The sequence below is a fragment of the Gardnerella sialicivorans subsp. sialicivorans genome (assembly GCF_056746795.1).
In genome coordinates this window covers 189,202-207,404 of record NZ_JBWPXA010000002.1, presented here as the reverse complement: position 1 = coordinate 207,404, position 18,203 = coordinate 189,202, and the positions used below count along the sequence as shown (strand labels likewise).

The 18,203-nt window shown below is 42.0% G+C and carries 16 protein-coding genes and 1 tRNA gene; 1 reads left to right on the top strand and 16 read right to left on the bottom strand.

Translation table 11 applies throughout. From position 1 onward, the window contains the following. Window positions 1-18: 18 nt before the first annotated feature. The 4 genes from AC1EKB_RS02000 to AC1EKB_RS01985 form a co-directional block, all read right to left on the bottom strand. The gene (locus AC1EKB_RS02000; protein ID WP_415694196.1) at window positions 19-1,395 is read right to left on the bottom strand and encodes a replication-associated recombination protein A; all 1,377 of its coding nucleotides are present in this window, start codon (window positions 1,393-1,395) and stop codon (window positions 19-21) included. Between the two features lie 78 nt (window positions 1,396-1,473). Then, window positions 1,474-4,002, bottom strand: coding sequence for a DEAD/DEAH box helicase (locus AC1EKB_RS01995; protein WP_415694195.1), 2,529 nt, complete (start codon window positions 4,000-4,002; stop codon window positions 1,474-1,476). A gap of 66 nt (window positions 4,003-4,068) precedes the next feature. Beyond that, entirely contained in the window at window positions 4,069-6,291 is a 2,223-nt protein-coding gene (gene der / locus AC1EKB_RS01990) for a bifunctional cytidylate kinase/GTPase Der (RefSeq protein WP_481248701.1), read from the bottom strand. Then, window positions 6,288-7,061 (bottom strand): pseudouridine synthase, encoded by a 774-nt coding sequence (locus AC1EKB_RS01985; protein ID WP_415694193.1) that lies wholly within the window; start codon window positions 7,059-7,061, stop codon window positions 6,288-6,290. The genes der and AC1EKB_RS01985 overlap by 4 nt, the downstream gene beginning before the upstream one ends. A 238-nt stretch (window positions 7,062-7,299) precedes the next feature. Between AC1EKB_RS01985 and AC1EKB_RS01980 the strand changes: the two genes are divergently transcribed. Beyond that, window positions 7,300-8,247 (top strand): MIP/aquaporin family protein, encoded by a 948-nt coding sequence (locus AC1EKB_RS01980; RefSeq protein WP_481248700.1) that lies wholly within the window; start codon window positions 7,300-7,302, stop codon window positions 8,245-8,247. A gap of 15 nt (window positions 8,248-8,262) precedes the next feature. Here AC1EKB_RS01980 and AC1EKB_RS01975 read toward each other — a convergent pair whose 3' ends face one another. The 12 genes from AC1EKB_RS01975 to AC1EKB_RS01920 form a co-directional block, all read right to left on the bottom strand. Beyond that, window positions 8,263-8,580 (bottom strand): DUF3017 domain-containing protein, encoded by a 318-nt coding sequence (locus tag AC1EKB_RS01975; RefSeq protein WP_481248735.1) that lies wholly within the window; start codon window positions 8,578-8,580, stop codon window positions 8,263-8,265. A 199-nt stretch (window positions 8,581-8,779) separates the two neighbouring features. Beyond that, on the bottom strand, window positions 8,780-10,420 hold the full coding sequence (gene purH, locus AC1EKB_RS01970; protein ID WP_481248734.1) for a bifunctional phosphoribosylaminoimidazolecarboxamide formyltransferase/IMP cyclohydrolase: 1,641 nt from the start codon (window positions 10,418-10,420) through the stop codon (window positions 8,780-8,782). Window positions 10,421-10,491: 71 nt separating this feature from the next. Continuing rightward, window positions 10,492-11,820: a cell division protein PerM gene (locus AC1EKB_RS01965; RefSeq protein ID WP_481248699.1), complete on the bottom strand. Its 1,329-nt coding sequence runs from the start codon at window positions 11,818-11,820 to the stop codon at window positions 10,492-10,494. A 95-nt stretch (window positions 11,821-11,915) separates the two neighbouring features. Further along, on the bottom strand, window positions 11,916-12,497 hold the full coding sequence (locus AC1EKB_RS01960; protein WP_481248698.1) for an adenine phosphoribosyltransferase: 582 nt from the start codon (window positions 12,495-12,497) through the stop codon (window positions 11,916-11,918). Window positions 12,498-12,514: 17 nt separating this feature from the next. Next, window positions 12,515-12,931 (bottom strand): preprotein translocase subunit YajC, encoded by a 417-nt coding sequence (gene yajC / locus AC1EKB_RS01955; RefSeq protein ID WP_016635291.1) that lies wholly within the window; start codon window positions 12,929-12,931, stop codon window positions 12,515-12,517. Between the two features lie 68 nt (window positions 12,932-12,999). Continuing rightward, window positions 13,000-14,079: a Holliday junction branch migration DNA helicase RuvB gene (gene ruvB, locus AC1EKB_RS01950; RefSeq protein WP_481248697.1), complete on the bottom strand. Its 1,080-nt coding sequence runs from the start codon at window positions 14,077-14,079 to the stop codon at window positions 13,000-13,002. 5 nt (window positions 14,080-14,084) lie between these two features. Continuing rightward, a complete protein-coding gene (gene ruvA, locus AC1EKB_RS01945; RefSeq protein WP_481248696.1) occupies window positions 14,085-14,720 on the bottom strand; it encodes a Holliday junction branch migration protein RuvA in 636 nt (211 codons plus the stop codon). 60 nt (window positions 14,721-14,780) lie between these two features. Beyond that, the gene (gene ruvC / locus AC1EKB_RS01940) at window positions 14,781-15,362 is read right to left on the bottom strand and encodes a crossover junction endodeoxyribonuclease RuvC (protein ID WP_004133171.1); all 582 of its coding nucleotides are present in this window, start codon (window positions 15,360-15,362) and stop codon (window positions 14,781-14,783) included. 6 nt (window positions 15,363-15,368) lie between these two features. Then, a complete protein-coding gene (locus AC1EKB_RS01935; protein WP_060786727.1) occupies window positions 15,369-16,127 on the bottom strand; it encodes a YebC/PmpR family DNA-binding transcriptional regulator in 759 nt (252 codons plus the stop codon). A gap of 76 nt (window positions 16,128-16,203) precedes the next feature. Then, window positions 16,204-16,854, bottom strand: coding sequence for a CDP-alcohol phosphatidyltransferase family protein (locus AC1EKB_RS01930; RefSeq protein WP_481248695.1), 651 nt, complete (start codon window positions 16,852-16,854; stop codon window positions 16,204-16,206). A 121-nt stretch (window positions 16,855-16,975) separates the two neighbouring features. Then, window positions 16,976-17,046, bottom strand: a tRNA-Gln gene (locus AC1EKB_RS01925). An 86-nt stretch (window positions 17,047-17,132) separates the two neighbouring features. Further along, complete coding sequence (locus tag AC1EKB_RS01920) at window positions 17,133-18,155, bottom strand: ribose-phosphate diphosphokinase (protein ID WP_018639222.1); 1,023 nt, start codon at window positions 18,153-18,155, stop codon at window positions 17,133-17,135. Window positions 18,156-18,203: the final 48 nt, after the last annotated feature.

Here is an 18,203-nt window from a genome sequence, read left to right as displayed (position 1 = left end):
GAATTAGTTTTATTAGTTTTATTTATTTTTATTTTCAGGATTGTGGAGAATATTGCGGATTTGAGATAAGCGTTGTGAAATCTCGTGCTCGTAGCCGCGATTATTTGGGTGATAATATTCGCGGCCAACTAGCTCATCTGGCATATATTGTTGAGAAGCCACAGCTCCTGGGTAGTCGTGAGCGTACTTGTACCCATCGTGATTCCCCCAGCTTTTCATCAAAGCAGTTGGAGCATTTCGCAAATGAAGAGGCACTTGACCAATATTTCCAGCATCAACATCTTGCAAAGCCTTATTAATCGCATTGTAGCTTGCATTTGATTTTGGAGCAGTTGCTACAGCAATCACAGCTTCCGAAAGAATAATCCGCGCTTCTGGCATGCCAATTAAAGCAACCGCTTGAGCTGCTGCAACAGTTACTTGCAAAATTTGTGGAGCTGCCATACCAACTTCTTCCGCAGCAGCAATCATAATCCGCCTTGCAATAAAACGCGGATCTTCCCCAGCTCTAAGCATTCGCGCTAAATAATGCAAAGAAGCGTCAACATCACTTCCACGCATTGACTTAATAAAAGCAGAAATCACATCGTAGTGGTCGTCGCCATCTTTGTCGTAGCGAACTGTAGTAGTATCCATTACGTTAGAAACAATATCAGCAGTAATAACAGGCTTCTTTTTGCCATGTTGCAACGCAACATCTCCAGTTACCGCGCCTGCTGCAGCCTCTAAAATAGTAAGAGTTTTGCGAGCATCTCCCCCGCTTAAACGAATAATTGAATCTATTGCATTATCATCAATTTTAAGCTGATTATTAAGACCATTTTCACTTGAAATTGCGCGTTCTATAAGCGTGCGCAAATCTTCTACACTAAGAGACTCAAGTTTAACAACTACTGATCTGCTAAGTAGTGGCTTAATGATTGAAAAACTTGGATTTTCGGTAGTGGCACCAATAAAAGTTACATCGCGATTTTCTACGCTTGGAAGCAAAGCATCTTGTTGAGATTTAGAAAAACGATGAACTTCGTCAATAAACAGAACTGTTTCTTGACCTTTACTAACCAAGCGCTCATGCGCACGATCTAGCACCGCTCTAACATCTTTAACTCCAGAAGTTACAGCAGAAAGCTCTTCAAACACGCGACCAGACTGTTGAGCCACAATATAAGCAAGCGTAGTTTTACCAACTCCAGGAGGCCCAAACAACACAACAGAACTTGGAGATGTAAGAGAACCTTTAGATTGCGGATTTGCAAGCCTACGCAAAGGCGAACCATCTTTTAACGCATGAGACTGCCCAAGCACGTCTTCTATAACGCTCGGTCGCATACGCACAGCCAACGGACGCGTTACATCGCTAGGCGCACTACTTGCTGTAAATAAATCCTGAACCATAATCTAAGTATACTCAATCCATAGAACAAACGTTCGACTATATTTTGTATTTTGGTCTAAAGCTTAAGTAAAACAACACTAAACGTGCGACACACTGTAGTCAAAGAACACAACTTCGCCTGTATCTTGTGTGGAATCCAAATCAACAATTCCAGTAATAGCCCAATTATGGTCTCCGTCCGAATCGTCAATAATTTGCCGAACTTTCCAAGAATGCTCACTTTTTTCTAGAGAATCATCCAAAATAAACAAGTCGCCGCCACGAGCTTTGGCATCTATTCCAACATACTCGTGCTCATCATAATAGTCGTCAAGCACATCATTCCACTCATGAACGCCGTAACCCCAAGCTTTGTCAAGCTCTCCCAAAGCATCCGCATCTTCCAAATCCATAAGCTGCACGCGGCGGAACATTGCGTTTCTAATCAACACAATAAGTCCACGACGATCCTCAACTACAGATTCAGAAGTTGAAGGCGCAGCTGTAGTTACTGCACTAGCTTCAGCGTCAGACCCTCCTGCGCTCTCCCACTCGTCAACAAGACTTGAATCAATAGAGCGCACAACAAGACGAAGCCACGAAATAATATCACGCAATTCTTCGTTAAGCATATCTTCTGGCACAGTGCGAGCAAGCGAACGGTAAGCGTCCGAAAGGTAGCGAAGAAGCGTTCCCTCACTTCTAGCAATGCCATAGCGCGAAATATAGCCAGTAAAATCGGAAGCAGTTTCAACCATGTCTCGAAGCACAGATTTAGGCTTTAGCCAGTAGTCGTTTGCCCACGGAACATCCTTGCGATATTGCGCAAAAGCAGGCTCAAGCAAATCTTCAAGAGGCTTAGGGTAACTAACTTCCGCCAAGCGTTCCATGCGCTCCTCGTAATCAATGCCATCATCTTTCATGCCAGCTATTGCAGCATCGCGAGCTTTACGCTCTTGCGCGCGAAGAACAGGCTTAGGGTCATCTAAAGTTGCTTCAACCATAGAAATTACGTCAAGCGCGTAGCTTTGAGATTCTGGGTCAAGAAGTTCCAAAGCTGCAAGCAAGAACGGAGAAAGTGGCTGATCTAGAGCAAAACCCTCTGGCATAGCAACATCAAGATCATAATCGCAAGAACCATCCGAAAACTCTCTGCATTCAATCACTTGAGTATCGAGCAGAGTTTGGAAAATATCGTTGCAACGCTCAAGCAATTTTTCTTTATCTTGCGGCTTTTGTGCACTATCTTCAATAAGTTTTTCAACGCGCGCTCTAGCGTCTCCGCCTTGCGTAACTTCGTTCAAAATCATTGAGTGCGTTACAACCATGTGCGGATTCAAAGTTTCTGGAGCGCTTTCAATAAGCTTAGTAAACGTTGGCTCGCCCCAAACTACAAAGCCTTCTGGAGCCTTCTTACGCTTAACTTTTTTAAGCTTCTTAGGATCATTGCCAGCTTTTGCAACAGCTCGCGCATTCTCAATCTCGAACTCTGGAGCCTCTGCAACTACTAAGCCCTCTGTATCAAACCCCATTCTGCCTGCACGACCTGCAATTTGATGAAACTCGCGAGCGCGAAGCTTGCGACTACGATTCCCATCAAACTTTGTGAGCGCTGTAAGCACAACCGAATGAATTGGCACGTTAATACCAACACCAAGAGTGTCTGTTCCGCAAATAACGGGCAGCAATCCTTGCTGAGCTAGCTGTTCAACAAGCCTGCGGTAGCGTGGAAGCATGCCAGCATGATGTACGCCAACGCCTGTGCGCAGTAGCCTTTGCAAAATTTTGCCGAAGCCTGTAGTAAATTTAGTGCCTTTAATCGCTTGAGCAATTTTGTCTCGCTGCTCTTTGCTAGAAACTCCCGTACTAGCTAGCGCTTGAGCTGTTTCTAGAGCTGCGTCTTGCGAAAAATGAACTACGTAGATTGGCGTTAAACCCTTGTTAAATAAGAGTTCTACAGTTGTGGCAAGTGGCTTATCTGTGTACTCGTATTCAAGCGGGATTGGTCTTGGAGCGTCTGCAATAATATCAACACTACGATTTGTTGATTTTTCTAATCGCTGTGCAATATCTGACACATCTCCAAGAGTTGCGCTCATAAGCAAGAATTGCGTATTTGGAAGCGTAAGAAGAGGCACTTGCCAAGCCCATCCTCGCTCTGGATCGCCATAATAGTGGAATTCGTCCATTGCAACGCAATCAACTTTTGCGTTTACGCCTTCTCTTAAGGCTTGATTTGCTAAGATTTCCGCTGTGCAGCAGATTATTGGAGCGTCCGCGTTGATATGCGAGTCGCCAGTAATCATGCCTACGTTGTCTCGCCCAAAAATCGCAACTAAATCGAAGAATTTTTCGGATACAAGCGCTTTGATTGGCGCAGTGTAGTAGGAGCGTCTGCCAGTGGCAAGTGCCGCAAAATGCATGCCGAGCGCTACTAGCGATTTTCCAGAGCCTGTTGGAGTATTTAAGATTACGTGGTCTCCTGCAAGCAAATCCATAACAGACTCTTCTTGATGCGGCCACAAATCCACATGCTTGTTAGTTTTAACCCAATCAACAAATGCTTGAAAAATCTCATCTTCACTAGCATGATGCAAATCAAGAGCTAACTCGCCTAATCCAGCCATATTCCGCTCCTACTTTACTTACGCTTTAATCGCAACTTTTAATCGCAGCTTTATTTACTTACGATTTTACTTGCGCTTCTTTTTATCTCGTACTTTTACAGAGATTTGAATAGGAGTTCCCTCGAATCCAAATTCTTCTCTAAGAGAACGCTCAATAAAGCGACGATAGCCGTGCTCTAAGAAGCCAGTTGCAAATATTACAAAACGCGGAGGGCGTGTAGAAGCTTGCGTTGCAAACAAGATTCGCGCTTGCTTTCCACCTCGCAAAGGATGCGGATGAGCAGACTGAATACGGCCTAAGAAGGCATTAAGCTTGCCTGTAGGAATGCGCTTATCCCAGCTTTCTAAAGCTGTTCGCATAGCGCGCGCAAGACGATTCGTATGCCATCCTGTTTTTGCGGAAAGATTTACACGCTCAGCCCAAGTAACTCGCTCAAACTCAGTTTTCCACAAGCGTTCCATGCGCTGTCTGGAAAATTCGTCCATCAAGTCCCACTTGTTAAACACGAGTACGATTGCGCGACCCGCGTCTACAGCCTGGCTCATAACCTTTAGATCCTGCTCCGCAATTGGATGCGAAGAGTCAAAAAGAATCAAAGCAAGTTCCGAACGCTCAATCGCAGCTTGCGTACGAAGTGAAGAATAATATTCGGCACCCGTAAGCTTGTGCTGCCTGCGCTTAATACCAGCAGTGTCAATAAACAGCCAGTCTTCTCCATCAACTCGCACAACCTCATCAACAGGGTCTCGAGTAGTTCCAGCCAAATCGTTCACAACAGAACGCTCTTCGTGAGCTAAATGGTTCAAAAGCGAAGACTTACCAACGTTTGGACGACCAACTAAAGCAACTCTGCGCAAACCTTCTGGAGTTAAGAATCCAGAAGTCTTATTCGCTTTCTTTAAAGATGCAAGAGCTGCGTCAAGCAAATCTCCAACGCCTCTGCCGTGCATTGCAGAAATTCCATAAGGCTCGCCCATTCCAAGCTTCCAAAACTCTGCAGTCAAATACTCGCTTCTAGCGTCGTCAACCTTGTTAACTGCCAAAGTAATAGGCTTACCAGCAGCGCGAAGCATTGAAACAATACGCTCGTCTGTGGCGGTTAAGCCAACTTGACCGTCTACTAGAAAAATCACAGCATCGCTTAAACGCACTGCCACCTGCGCCTGTTGAGCAATCGAAGAATCAATGCCTTCAACATCCGCTTCCCAGCCGCCAGTGTCAACAAGCTTAAAGTTGGTTCCAGCCCACTCAGCGTCGTAACTTACACGATCTCTAGTAACGCCTGGAGTATCTTCTACAACAGCAACTCTGTGACCCAGAATACGGTTTACAAGCGTTGATTTTCCAACGTTTGGTCGGCCAATAACGGCAATTACTCCAACAGCTTTAGTGTCTTTCGATTCATCTTCGCTTGCAAAATCACCGCCAAGAAGCGCACGGTCTTCATCGTCAAGATCGTAGCCTTCAAGATTTGCAGCATAACGGTCGTACTCATCCTGCTCAATTGCATCGTCAACCATCTCTACAAGCGCATCAAGAGTCTGCTCAAAAGTTAAATCAGAATTATCGAGAGTTGCAACACCGTCTGCAGCTTGAAGAAAATGAGTAACTTTAGAATCTTTAGCGTCACGAGCGCGAATATCGTCTTCTTCTAAAGATTCATTATTCTTAGATTCAATATTTTCAGATTCGCTATTTTGCGAATTTTCTTGCGCAATATCTTGCTTATTTCTGCGAGCTTGACGCACATCCTCGCGTGCAGTAAGAAGCACTCGAACTTGCGCGTTAGGAGCTACAACAGTAGTAATATCGCGGCCTTCTGCAACAATTCCTTCTCCGCTAGAGAAAGAATCCTCAGCTGACTCTGCTGCAATATACGCGCGCTGAGCAGCAATAAGCATGCGTCGAACTGCGGGAATCGAAGAAACCGTAGACACGTGCGAAGAAACTTCAACAGAACGCAATTCTTCGCTAATATCTTCACTATCAATTACGACTACAGGATTTTTTGGATCAACGCTAAATTCAGCATGATCTTCCGTAAACAATGCTCCAACAGCTTCAACAATTTGATTAAAGCGTTCCGCATCTGCAGAATTTGTTGGATTTCCTTCTTCATCCAACTCAAGCTGCTTGCTTAAATCAATTCCTTGCTTTAAGCACCACCATGCGGCAGCTCTATACATTGCACCCGTATCTAAATACGCAAAACCGTAGTATTGTGCTAAAGCGCGAGAAGTAGAAGACTTACCAACTCCTGCTGGTCCATCAATTGCTACACAAATCACAGGCCAACCTCCTTAGAAAGAGAGCGCACTTCTACTTGCGAAAGCACGCGGTAAGACCCAGCTTTTAAATCACCCAACTTAATAGGGCCGATTTGCGTACGAACAAGACGTTTTACGGGGAAGCCAACAGCTCCAAAAATCCTACGCACAATTCGATTCTTGCCAGAGTGCAAAACAACTTTTACGATTGTTGCATCGTGATTCTGGTCAATTATTGCGCATCTGTCTAGCTTAATCCAGCCGTCTTCAAGATTTACGCCTTGCGAAACCAAGCGTCGGCAAACCAAACCGTTGATTTTGCCTTCAACAGTTGCAATATACGTTTTTTCAACTTCGTACTTTGGGTGCATAACATGCTGGCTTAACTCGCCATCGTTGGTCATTAAAATAAGACCTTCCGAATCGTAGTCCAAGCGACCCATGTGGAAAATTCGCTCGTATTTGTCTCCAACAATATCTCTTAAAGTAAAGCGACCTTTTGGATCATCCATTGCACTCAAAACTCGCTTTGGCTTATTAAGCGCGAGCGTTACAAGCTTGTGATTGAACTTTACTCTAGATCCGTCTACGCGAATTTTTTGTTTATTTGGATCTACTCGAGTTCCGAGTGTTGTTACAAGCTCATCATCTACTTCAACACGCCCATCAAGAATAATCTCTTCACATTTGCGTCTTGAACCAAATCCCGCTTCAGCAAGTAGCTTTTGCAGTCGAACGGCGTTTTTGGCTTCTTGTTGCGCCTGATTGGCGCGGGAATATGCGTTTGGCATCGTTCTCCCAACGTGACCTATTGTATTAATTTAATCTTATTGATGTTTTATTTATGGCCATTTTTGCGTATTTATTAATAATTTTTAATCATTTTTTAATACTCACAGCAAATTGCCACGTTTTTCTATGTTAGCGTATGGCATAGCCGTGATACTATAGCAGACGTTTGGTTGTGTTGCTAATAACAAAACAACATAAAAACAACACAACACGTACACATTAACGTAAGGAATTGTTATGAACAACACTTTGCAAAATAAATGTTCAAATGATGAGCAAAAAGCAACTGCTCCTGCACCTCTTGTTTTTAGGATTTTTGCTGAATTTATTGCAAGCGTTTTTGCAATATTTACTATTTACACGTTCTCATCTGTTGTAACAGCGATGTACGGCGTGAATGTTCTTTTGATTGCTGCAGGAACAGGCTTAGCTTACGCAGCTGCAATCAGTATAGCTGCCAAGGTTTCTGGAGGTCACGTTAATCCAGCAGTAACAATCGCTTCTATGCTTACTGGAAGAACTTCTTACATTTCTGGAATTTTATACATCATTGCTCAAGTTCTTGGCGCACTCGTTGCTGCTGCAATAACTGTTTTTATTCTTCCTCAAACTAAAATGGTTCCAGAAAAAACATGGCTTGCTCCTGTTGTAAATGGTTTTGAAAGCGCTTCTATCTCTGCAAATCAACTAAAAAGCGTTAATGCTTCTTTTGGCGTTATCTCCGCATTAATAGTTGAGATTATTGCTGTTCTTATTATTGTTGCAACAGCAATGACGTATACGCGTGAAGATGGTGGTGCTAAATGCACTTATGCAGCGCACATGGGTATTGCATACTCGGTTGGAGCTTTTATTACATACCAAATTACTGGATCCGGTCTTAATCCTGCTCGTTCTACGGGTATTGCCATTCTTGCACAGTCTAAGAAATTAGCTACTGCACCATTAAGCCAACTTTGGGTATTTTGGATTGCTCCTGTTTTTGCTGCAGCGCTCGTAGGATTCGTTATGCTTATTAGCAAGCTTGTTCGTTCTTCTTCAAAAGACTCAATCAGTGCTAAAGAATCTAATAATTCTGGCGATTTAAGCTTGGATGATTCTTCCAAAAACACTTCAGCATCTAACGAAGAATCAGAAAATAGCGAGAATAAAGAAGTTAACCCATTTTATAACGAAGACAAATAGTTAAAACAAAATAGGTTACATAAAAACAAAAATAGAAAAATACGTTATTAGCAAACCAAGTCCTAGTGCAATGCTTATAAAAGAGTCAAAAGCAATGGATCTAACTTTCCAAGGGCTTCGTTGAGAGAAAATTAAGCGTATTATTCCAAGAATGATGGCTGTTGCAGAAATAATAACTGTAGCAGCCATTATTTTTCCTATAAAAGCTAATACAGCGCACACGCATACGATTATTGCTACAATCCATTGCGCGTATGGCTTACCTTCTTTTACTTCCGAAACGTAGATATGATTGCTTGAGTTGCTATTCGCATTACTATTCGCATCGTGCATTAATTCATCTTTATGATCAAATTTTAATTCGCTATCTTGATTCTTCTGGCTAATTGTCATACTTGTATAATACATAAAAAGCCTTGGAAAGTATATTAAATACAATCCAAGGCTTTTTACGTTAATATGATTAATCGAGCTAATCTAACTGACTAATCAGCTATTTACAGAAATACTAATTTGCAAATAGCGATTGATTTTAGTGGAAGAAGTGCCTCGTTCCAGTAGTGTACATTGTTACGCCAGCCGCGCGCGCAGCTTCAAACACTTCCTCATCTCTAATAGACCCTCCAGGTTGAACTATTGCACTTACACCTGCTTCTATCAAGATTTGCGGGCCATCAGCAAACGGGAAGAATGCGTCGGATGCTGCAACAGAGCCTTTAGCGCGTTCTAATCCATCTGCCAAAGTATTTGCTCTTTCAACTGCAAGATGGCAAGAATCCACGCGATTAACTTGACCCATTCCTATTCCAACAGTTGCTAAATCATGCGCAAGCAAAATGGCATTAGACTTTACGCACCTAAGAGAACGCCATGCAAACTCTAAGTCTTTTAAGGTTTCTTCGTTCGCTGGGTTTCCAGAAACAAGAGTCCAATTTTGTGGATTATCTCCAAAATCATCAATCTTATCTGCACTTTGCACCAACGCTCCGCCGTCAATAGGATGCACTTGCAAACCTAAAACAGGAGGATTTGCAACCTTTAGTATTCGCAAATTCTTCTTCTTAGTGCGCAATAATTCCAAAGCCTCAGGCTCGTAGTCTGGAGCAATAATTACTTCTGTAAAAATTGGACGCACACTTTGTGCCATTTCTAGAGTAACAGTTGAATTGCAAGCAATCACTCCACCGTATGCGCTTACAGGATCGCAAGCGTGAGCCTTCGCGTGAGCTTCGGCAGCTGTTGCACCTATTGCTAAGCCGCACGGATTATTGTGTTTGCAAACAGCAACGGCAATTTGCGGAGCAAAATCCCAAACTGCACGCCAAGCCGCATCCGCATCAACATAATTGTTATAACTCATTGGCTTTCCGCCAAGAAGTTCAGCTTGAGCTAAACCGCCATTATGCAACGGATCAAGATAAAGCCCCGCATATTGATGTGGATTCTCTCCATACCTAAGCTTACGTTCAAGAGTCCATGTTCGCGTATAGTCACATGGACGTGACGAATCTTTGCTTGTTTTATCAAGCGAATCATCGCTGTTTTCTGTGTTTTCTATCATGCTTTGTGGCATTGGCCAAGCACTATTAGTCCATTGGCATATTGCAGCATCGTAAGCGGCTGTATGCTCGAATGCTTTATGCGCTAAGTATTCGCGCTCTTGCAAACTAAAGCCTTCGCCAGAAGCAATTCGATTAGCAAGCAATTTGTAATCTGCAGGATCTGTAATAACAGCTACAGACTTATGATTTTTAGCAGCTGCTCGAATCATTGAAGGTCCACCAATATCGATTTTTTCAATAATGGCATCATTTTTAGCGCCGCTCATAACTGTGTTCACAAAAGGATACAAGTTTACAACTACAGCATCAAATGGCTCAATATTCAAATCTTTAAGCTGCTTTACGTGATCCGAATTGCTCATATCTGCTAGGATTCCAGCGTGAATATGCGGATCGAGAGTTTTAACTCTACCATCCAAACTTTCTGGGAATCCTGTTACATCCGACACTTGCGTAACGCTTACACCCAATTCTTGAAGCTTTGAAGCAGTTGAACCAGTTGAAACAACTTGAGTTCCACACTTTCTAAAAGCATCTGCCAGCGTTTCTAGTCCTTCTTTGCAAAATACTGAAACCAGTACTCGCTTTATTGACCTTTTACCTGTGGTTATCAGCACATCTGCATTTTGTTCTTGCTCATGTATCTGTTGCACCGGTCTTCCTCCTTGTGTTGGATGAGGATTTATTTTTTATTAGCTTTTGAGCTGACTGTTCTAGTTGACTCAAGATTACTAGTTTCAGTTTTGCTCTCAAGCAAAGGTTGATTTTCGGATAAAATTTTATTGCTTAAAAGTCGAATACCAACTATTATTGCGCAAACAAAAAGAATAACAAGCCAAGCAAAGCCAAAACCGTATATTGTTAAATGGCCTAAGGAACGAAGACTTCTACTTACATTAACTCCAACATGTGCTAATCTAAATCTTCCCAAACTACCATTCGCAAATAGAAGCAATACACTCATAACAAGTATTATTGCCATGCAAGACGCTACTAGAACTATTGCAGATTGAACAAATGCAAAAGCTGTTTTCTTCCAGTCTACTTTATTGTTATCAAATATGATTCTAAGGTTGCACAACTTTGAGTACAAAATTATAAACGATGCCAAAATAGCGCACAAAACAAACAATATACTAACCGAAGCTGTTCTATAGAATGAATCTTTTATAGCATCTGGGAATATTGCAAAAAGTGGAATAGGTGGTAACGATTTTTTGCTAACAGAAAAAATACTAAAGCTTGCAATATCTCCAATGTTGAATCCTGCTCCAGCAATCCAAGATAACGCCCATAGTGCAATATTCGGCAACCACACTAAACAGGCAATAGATGTTAAAATCCTAGAACCGATTTGCATCCCTAGCTTAGAAAATGCAATCTCAACGTTGCTTGAACCAACTACACACCAAAAGATGATTGTTAAAAGTGCAACAATTGCGTAAATTGCCAAAACACTTATAGAGCAATAAAAACAGATTTTTGCGCATTTAATTGTTCGCTCAGAAAAATGCTTTGATAACTTTTGTTTTATTTGTGCAAACGTAGAAGAATGTGGAAAAACAGCAATCATCATAGCTAAAATATACACACAAACACTTTTTAGCAATATTATTGGCAAAGAATCCAACAACTCAATATTGGTATTTTGAGATATTACAGAATTTGCAAAAACCCAAACAAGTAGTCCTATTGTATTTGCCAACTGACCGCCTTTTAGCTTTCTCATTGCAATTGCAAGAGATGAAACTAAAAGAATTGTTAATCCAAGAGGAATAATCGTAAGAACAAAATCATCAAAGCCAAGCCCAACACCTTGTGCAAAAAGAAGTACGGCCCATGTTAAAGACATTGACGAATCAGAAAGATTACCAGTTCCTTCTTCAATCGAAATTACTAAAAGCGTTAAAGACATAAACAACCCAACAATAAGAGCAAAAACAAAAATAGTTATTGCTGGAATAGCTAAACCCTTCAAAACGCTAATAAGAGAAGATTTTAGTTTTTTCAAAATTGTTCCTCCCCTACGTTCTTAAAGTTTAGACTTGGATTATTTTGGATTATCTACGTATTTAACGCTTTTCTTTAAACTACGATTTGCAGTGTTTAAGCTGGCATTTCCATTAAGCTAGAGCACTTATAGGATTGTAGGTCGCTCATTCCATTAATGCCCGTTAGCTCCATTACAAAGCAGAACCCAGCAACAACACCTTCGGATCTTTCAACAAGCCTTGCAGCAGCTTTTGCGGTTCCTCCTGTTGCAATCAAATCATCAACAATAAGAACACGCTGACCAGGTTTAATCAAGCCTTTTTCAATCTCGATTTTAGCTTCTCCATACTCAAGAGAATACGATTCGCTAATAACTTCTGGCGGCAACTTACCTGCTTTTCTTACGGCAACAAAACCCTTATTTAAGCGTGCAGCTAATACTGGGCCAAATAAGAATCCACGAGCTTCAAGACCTGCAACTAAATCAAAAGAATCTTTAGAAACAGGCAAAGAATCAACAAGTGATTCAATAAGAATATTCATACCACGAGCATCTGCAAATACTGGTAGAAAATCGCGAAAAACAATCTTTGGATTAGGAAATCCTGGAATTGTGCGAACAAGAGATGCTAAATAATTAGCATCTTCACTACTAACATTCTTTAGAGGCTTTACCGTAATATCAGTTGTTGTCATAATCCTAGCGTTCTATTCTAGTTTTCTTTATTTTCATTAGATTCGCTAGATTCTTGAACCTCGTTAGATTCATTGGATTCTTGCGATTCGTTATCTTCTGCGCTATCCGCATTATTAGCGCCTTCGGCACTATCTTCTTTATCGTAGCTATTAAAATCTACGCGAACGTAAACCCTGTTAACAGCACGGAAAGATACGCGAAGCAGACTACCTTCTGAATCTAAAACAATCTCTTCGTGATCTGCATCAACGCTAACAACTTTACCAATAATTCCACCAATGGTTATAACCTCAACACCAGGCTTTAACGAATCATGGAAAGAACGCAATTCAGTTTGGCGCTTTTTCATGTTACGAGATTGGAACCACATGATACCAACCATGGCAATTACAAGAACAATAAGCATGCCATACTGTTGAAAGAATTGGGGCACAATAAACTCCTTAAGTTATCCAACCCTAAGACGGCAAAACACCGTCCAAATCAACTATTTTATGTTATCTATCTGACATTATCGGGTGCTTTAAGACCTAAATGTTGCCAAGCTTTTTCAGTTGCAACTCTGCCTTTAGGTGTTCTAACAAGAAAGCCTTCTCGAACCAAATATGGTTCACAAACAGTTTCCACAGTCTCCGACTCTTCTCCAACCATTGCAGACAAGTTATTAAGCCCCACAGGACCACCATTAAATTGAACCACAATAGCTTTTAGAACAGCAATATCTAAGCGATCAAGACCTTGAGTATCTATTTGATACAAAGATAAAGCCTCGATTACAGACTCGCGATTTACTTCTTTAAGATTATGGACTACTGCCCAATCTCTAACACGCCTCAAAAGTCGATTTGCAATCCTAGGAGTTCCTCTAGAACGCAAAGCAAGCTCTTTTGCAGCTTGGTCTGCAAGATTTACACCTAAAAGTGTGGAAGAACGCTCAATAAGCTTCTCTAGCTCTTCGTGAGGATAAAAATCCAAGTGAGCAGTAAAACCAAAACGTGCTCTAAGCGGAGAAGGAAGCATGCCTTCTCTAGTAGTTGCACCAACTACAGTAAAATGAGGCAAAGTAAGCGGTATGGAAGATGCTCCAGGGCCTTTACCAACCATAACGTCTACTCGAAAATCTTCCATAGCAATATAAAGCAACTCTTCTGCAGCACGAGGAAGTCGATGAATCTCATCAATAAACAGCACTTCGCCTGTATCTAGAGAGCTTAAAATCGATGCTAAATCTCCAGCATGTTGAATAGCAGGCCCAGAAGTAACTCGAATAGAAACGCCTAATTCGTTAGCAACAATCATTGCCAATGTTGTTTTTCCAAGACCAGGAGGCCCCGCAAGAAGCATATGATCTGGAGGAACATTACGCAATCTTGCAGCATCCAAAAAAAGTTGCAATTGCGCTTTTAATAAAGGCTGACCAATAAAACCATCCAGAGCATGAGGGCGTAGTTCTTCATCGCTAATTTGCTCGTTTTCTATAGCGCTAGAAGAAACGATTCTTAAAGAATCTTCCGATACCCCAGTATTTAAAGCTTGCACATTGTTGATTTTTTCATTGTTGATTTTTTCATTTAAACTCATGATTATTACCTGCCTCTATCTAGAGAAGATAAAGCCATGCGCAAAATATTAGGAATATTTGCATCTGCAATTGGCGAGGAAATATTTTCTTGTTCGCAAACATTTTCAACAGCTTTTTGAGCATCGAATCGATTCCAACCTAAAGATATTAATCCATCAACAACTTTTTGTAACGCAAAATCATTAATAGTATTGGAATTTTCATTTACTTTTTTATTAGCTTCATCGTCTAGATTAGAAACGTCAATGGAGCCTTTAAGCTCGAGGATGATTTTTTGCGCGCCCTTTTTGCCCAACCCTGGAGCGTAAGATAATGCATCGGCATCTCCATTTGCAATAGCTTTAGTTAAGCGATCTACGCTTAATGTTGAAAGCAAAGAAAGAGCGACTTTAGGCCCTACTCCACTAACTTTTTGTTGAATTTGAAGAAAAATACGCTTTGCAGCCATACTTGTAAAACCATAGAGCGTAATAGCATCTTGACTAACTTGCAAAGACGTATAAACTCTAACTTCTTGACCTTCGCGCAAAGATGATAAATCTGACGAAGGCATATATACCTCGTAGCCAACGCCACAAACACAGACAAGCGCACAACGCGAATCGATAGATTCCACTACGCCATTAAGCATACCGATCATCAGCGCTCACCTTTCAAAATAAATCCCTACAGTCTATAGAACATCTGTTCTATAGACATCCTACATACCTCGCCCGACAGAACTTGATCCGCGCGCCGCACGCAAAGACTCAGCCCACTTTCTTTGAGCATCTGTTAAATGCTGCTCTCGCTCTCCGCCTTGCAATGCGCCTGCAGGCCTAAGAGCATGGCAAATAGCTTGAGCTAAAGCATCGGCAGCATCTGCAGGAGTTGGTAAAACATTAAGATTCAAAAGACGCGCAACCATGCGCTCTACTTGCTCTTTGCCAGCACTACCACTGCCTGCAACAGCAAGTTTAACCTCCGTTGGAGTATGTAAAGCAACAGGAATACCCCTTTGAGCTGCAACAAGCATAGCGATTCCTGCAACTTGAGCAGTTCCAAGCACCGTATTTCGATTTTCTTGAGCAAACACGCGCTCAATCGAAACAACATCTGGCGAAAACCTCTCAATTTTTTCAACCAGCCCATTGTAAATTTCTAGCAATCTTAAATCTTGAGAAGTTTTTGGATTGCTTCTTAAAACATCGACGTGAATAAAAGAAAGCCGACGAGAAACGCCGGCTTCAATCACGCCGACCCCGCAGCGAGTAAGCCCGGGGTCAACGCCCAAAATCATCATTGGAAACTATTCTGCTTCCTCAAGCTGAGCCATAACTTCATCCGAAGCAGTCCAGTTGCTATAAATATTTTGAACATCGTCCAAATCATCGAGATTGTCAATCAAGCGAGACACCTTTTGAGCATCTTCAAAGCTCAACTCAACCTCGTTATTTGGATGCATAACGATTTCTGCAGAATCGTAGTCAAAACCAGCCTCTTGCAAAGCCTTACGAACAGTTACCAAATCGCTAGAATCCGTGTATACGGAATACACATCTCCATCGTCTGCAACGTCTTCAGCGCCTGCTTCTGCAGCAATATCAAAAAGCTTGCTATAGTCAACGCCCTCGCTAGGAACTTCAATCAAGCCCTTACGCTCAAAGTTAAAGCTCACAGAACCGCTTGTAGCCAAAGAACCATTGCCCTTTGTAAGAGTTGAGCGAACATCTGCTGCAGCGCGATTGCGATTATCGGTAAGGCACTCAATAATCAAACCAACGCCTGCAGGAGCATAGCCTTCGTAAACAATCTCTTCGTAGTTTGCGCCGCCTGCTTCTTCTCCAGAACCACGCTTAACAGCACGCTTAATGTTGTCTGCTGGCATAGAAGCTTTCTTAGCTTTAACGATTGCATCGTACAAAGTTGGGTTACCATCTGGGTCTCCACCACCAAGACGAGCTGCGATTTCAATATTCTTAATAAGCTTGGCGAAAAGCTTGCCGCGCTTTGCGTCGATAGCGGCCTTCTTGTGCTTTGTGGTCGCCCACTTGGAATGACCTGACATGATACTCCTAAAAAGTGTACGGTTACGTAAACGTGATGATTTTAATGCGCTTTAGCGACAAATTGCCAAAACAAGTTTATTTAAGCAAATTTTTAACTTCAAAAATACGCTGAAAAACAGTTATAGCTCCACCAATGCAAAGAATAATCATTGCTAAGCAAAGCCACAATAGCCAACCCGTTAATCCGCTTAGCCCCATTGAAACTAGAATTATTGCAACTCTGTCGGCGCGAGTAATCAAACCTTTTTTAGCATCTACCCCAACAGACTCGCCTCTTGCTCTAGCATACGATGTTACAAAAGCAAACATCATAGATACTAGCGAGCATACTAATCCGCAGTATCGCAAAAAATTATTCACATAAAATGGCAAATATAAGCAAATGTTTAGATTATTTGCGCGATATAAACAAATGCAAACACACGCAAAAAGGGACCAATCCGCAATTCTATCGAGAGTAGAATCTAAAAATGCGCCAAATTTAGTGCCACCATTCTTGTTTGTTAAAGCAGCAACAGAACCATCCAAAGCGTCTGCAAGAACAAAAATCGTAAGCAAAATAGTGCCAATCAAAAGCTGGCCGCTTATAGAAATAAAAACAGAAGTTGCAACAAGCGCAATAGTGCCAAAAATTGTAACACTGTTAGCACTACATCCAAATTTAACAAGAAGCTTTGCGATTGGCAAAATAACACGTTTGAATCCACTTCTTAAAGATTCCAACATATTAAGCCTTTCTTTGATTCAAACACAGCGCTCAAACACGAGTACTCAAACACAAATCACTTCTAAACTCATCACCGCGTTAACAAAAACGCCGCTTAAAACTAAGCGGCGCTAATTCTAGCTCCCTCACCTGGATTCGAACCAAGACAAAGGGTTCCAAAGACCCGTGTGCTGCCATTACACCATGAGGGAACGGCGGAAAAAACCGCCAAGTCACTATTATGCCACAACAATCAAAATCGTCAAGCTTGGCGTGGCGAAATAGGATTTATGCAAATTTATGCAAACAAAAACCCTTTTCCGTGATGTTCTGGGTATGTGTCAAACAGCTTTGCAACAGACCCGTCTTCAAACACAGCTTTAATCGCGCTTGCCAAAAGTGGAGCAATTGAAAGAACCGTCAACCCATCCCAACGCTTTTCTTGTGGGATTGGAACAGTATCTGTTAACACAACTTCTCTAGCACCGCAATTCTTCAATCGCTCAACTGCAGGACCCGAAAGAACGCCGTGCGTTGCAACAACAGTTACAGACTTTGCTCCAGCGTCTTTAAGAACATTGCAAGCACCTGCGATTGTTCCAGCAGTATCGATTAAATCGTCCACCATAACGCAATCGCGACCAGCAACATCACCAACTACACGGTTTGCAACAGCTTGATTTGGACGCGTAATATCTCTAGTTTTATGAACAAAAGCCAGTGGACCTCCGCCCAATCTTTGCGCCCACTGCTCCGCAACACGGATTCGCCCTGCATCTGGCGAAACAACAGTAACGTTTCCTAAATCTTCGCTAAAGCGATCCCTTACATAGTCCACCAAAACTGGCATAGCAATTAAGTGGTCTACAGGACCATCAAAGAATCCTTGCGATTGTGCAGCATGCAAATCAACGCTCATAATGCGATCTGCGCCTGCAGTTTTAAGTAAATCAAACATCAAACGGCAAGAAATAGGCTCACGACCGCGATGCTTTTTATCTTGTCTAGAATATCCAAGCAACGGGCACACAGCGGTAATAGAACGAGCAGATGCGCGCTTTAATGCATCAATCATAATCAACTGTTCCATAATTGACTTATTAACAGGGTCACTATGACTTTGCAACACAAACACGTCTGTTCCTCGCACAGACTGAGTGTAACGAACATACATCTCGCCATTAGCAAAATCGTACGCCGTTGTTTCCAATACATCTATACCAAGCTGATTCGCAACATCTTTAGCAAGCTTAGGATGCGCGCGACCAGTTACGAGAACAAGGTTTTTATCTGGCTTTCCTTCAAGGACGATGCTCACCATATCTCCAAACGCTAGTTCGCTAACAGTCCACAAAAATCGGACTGAAAC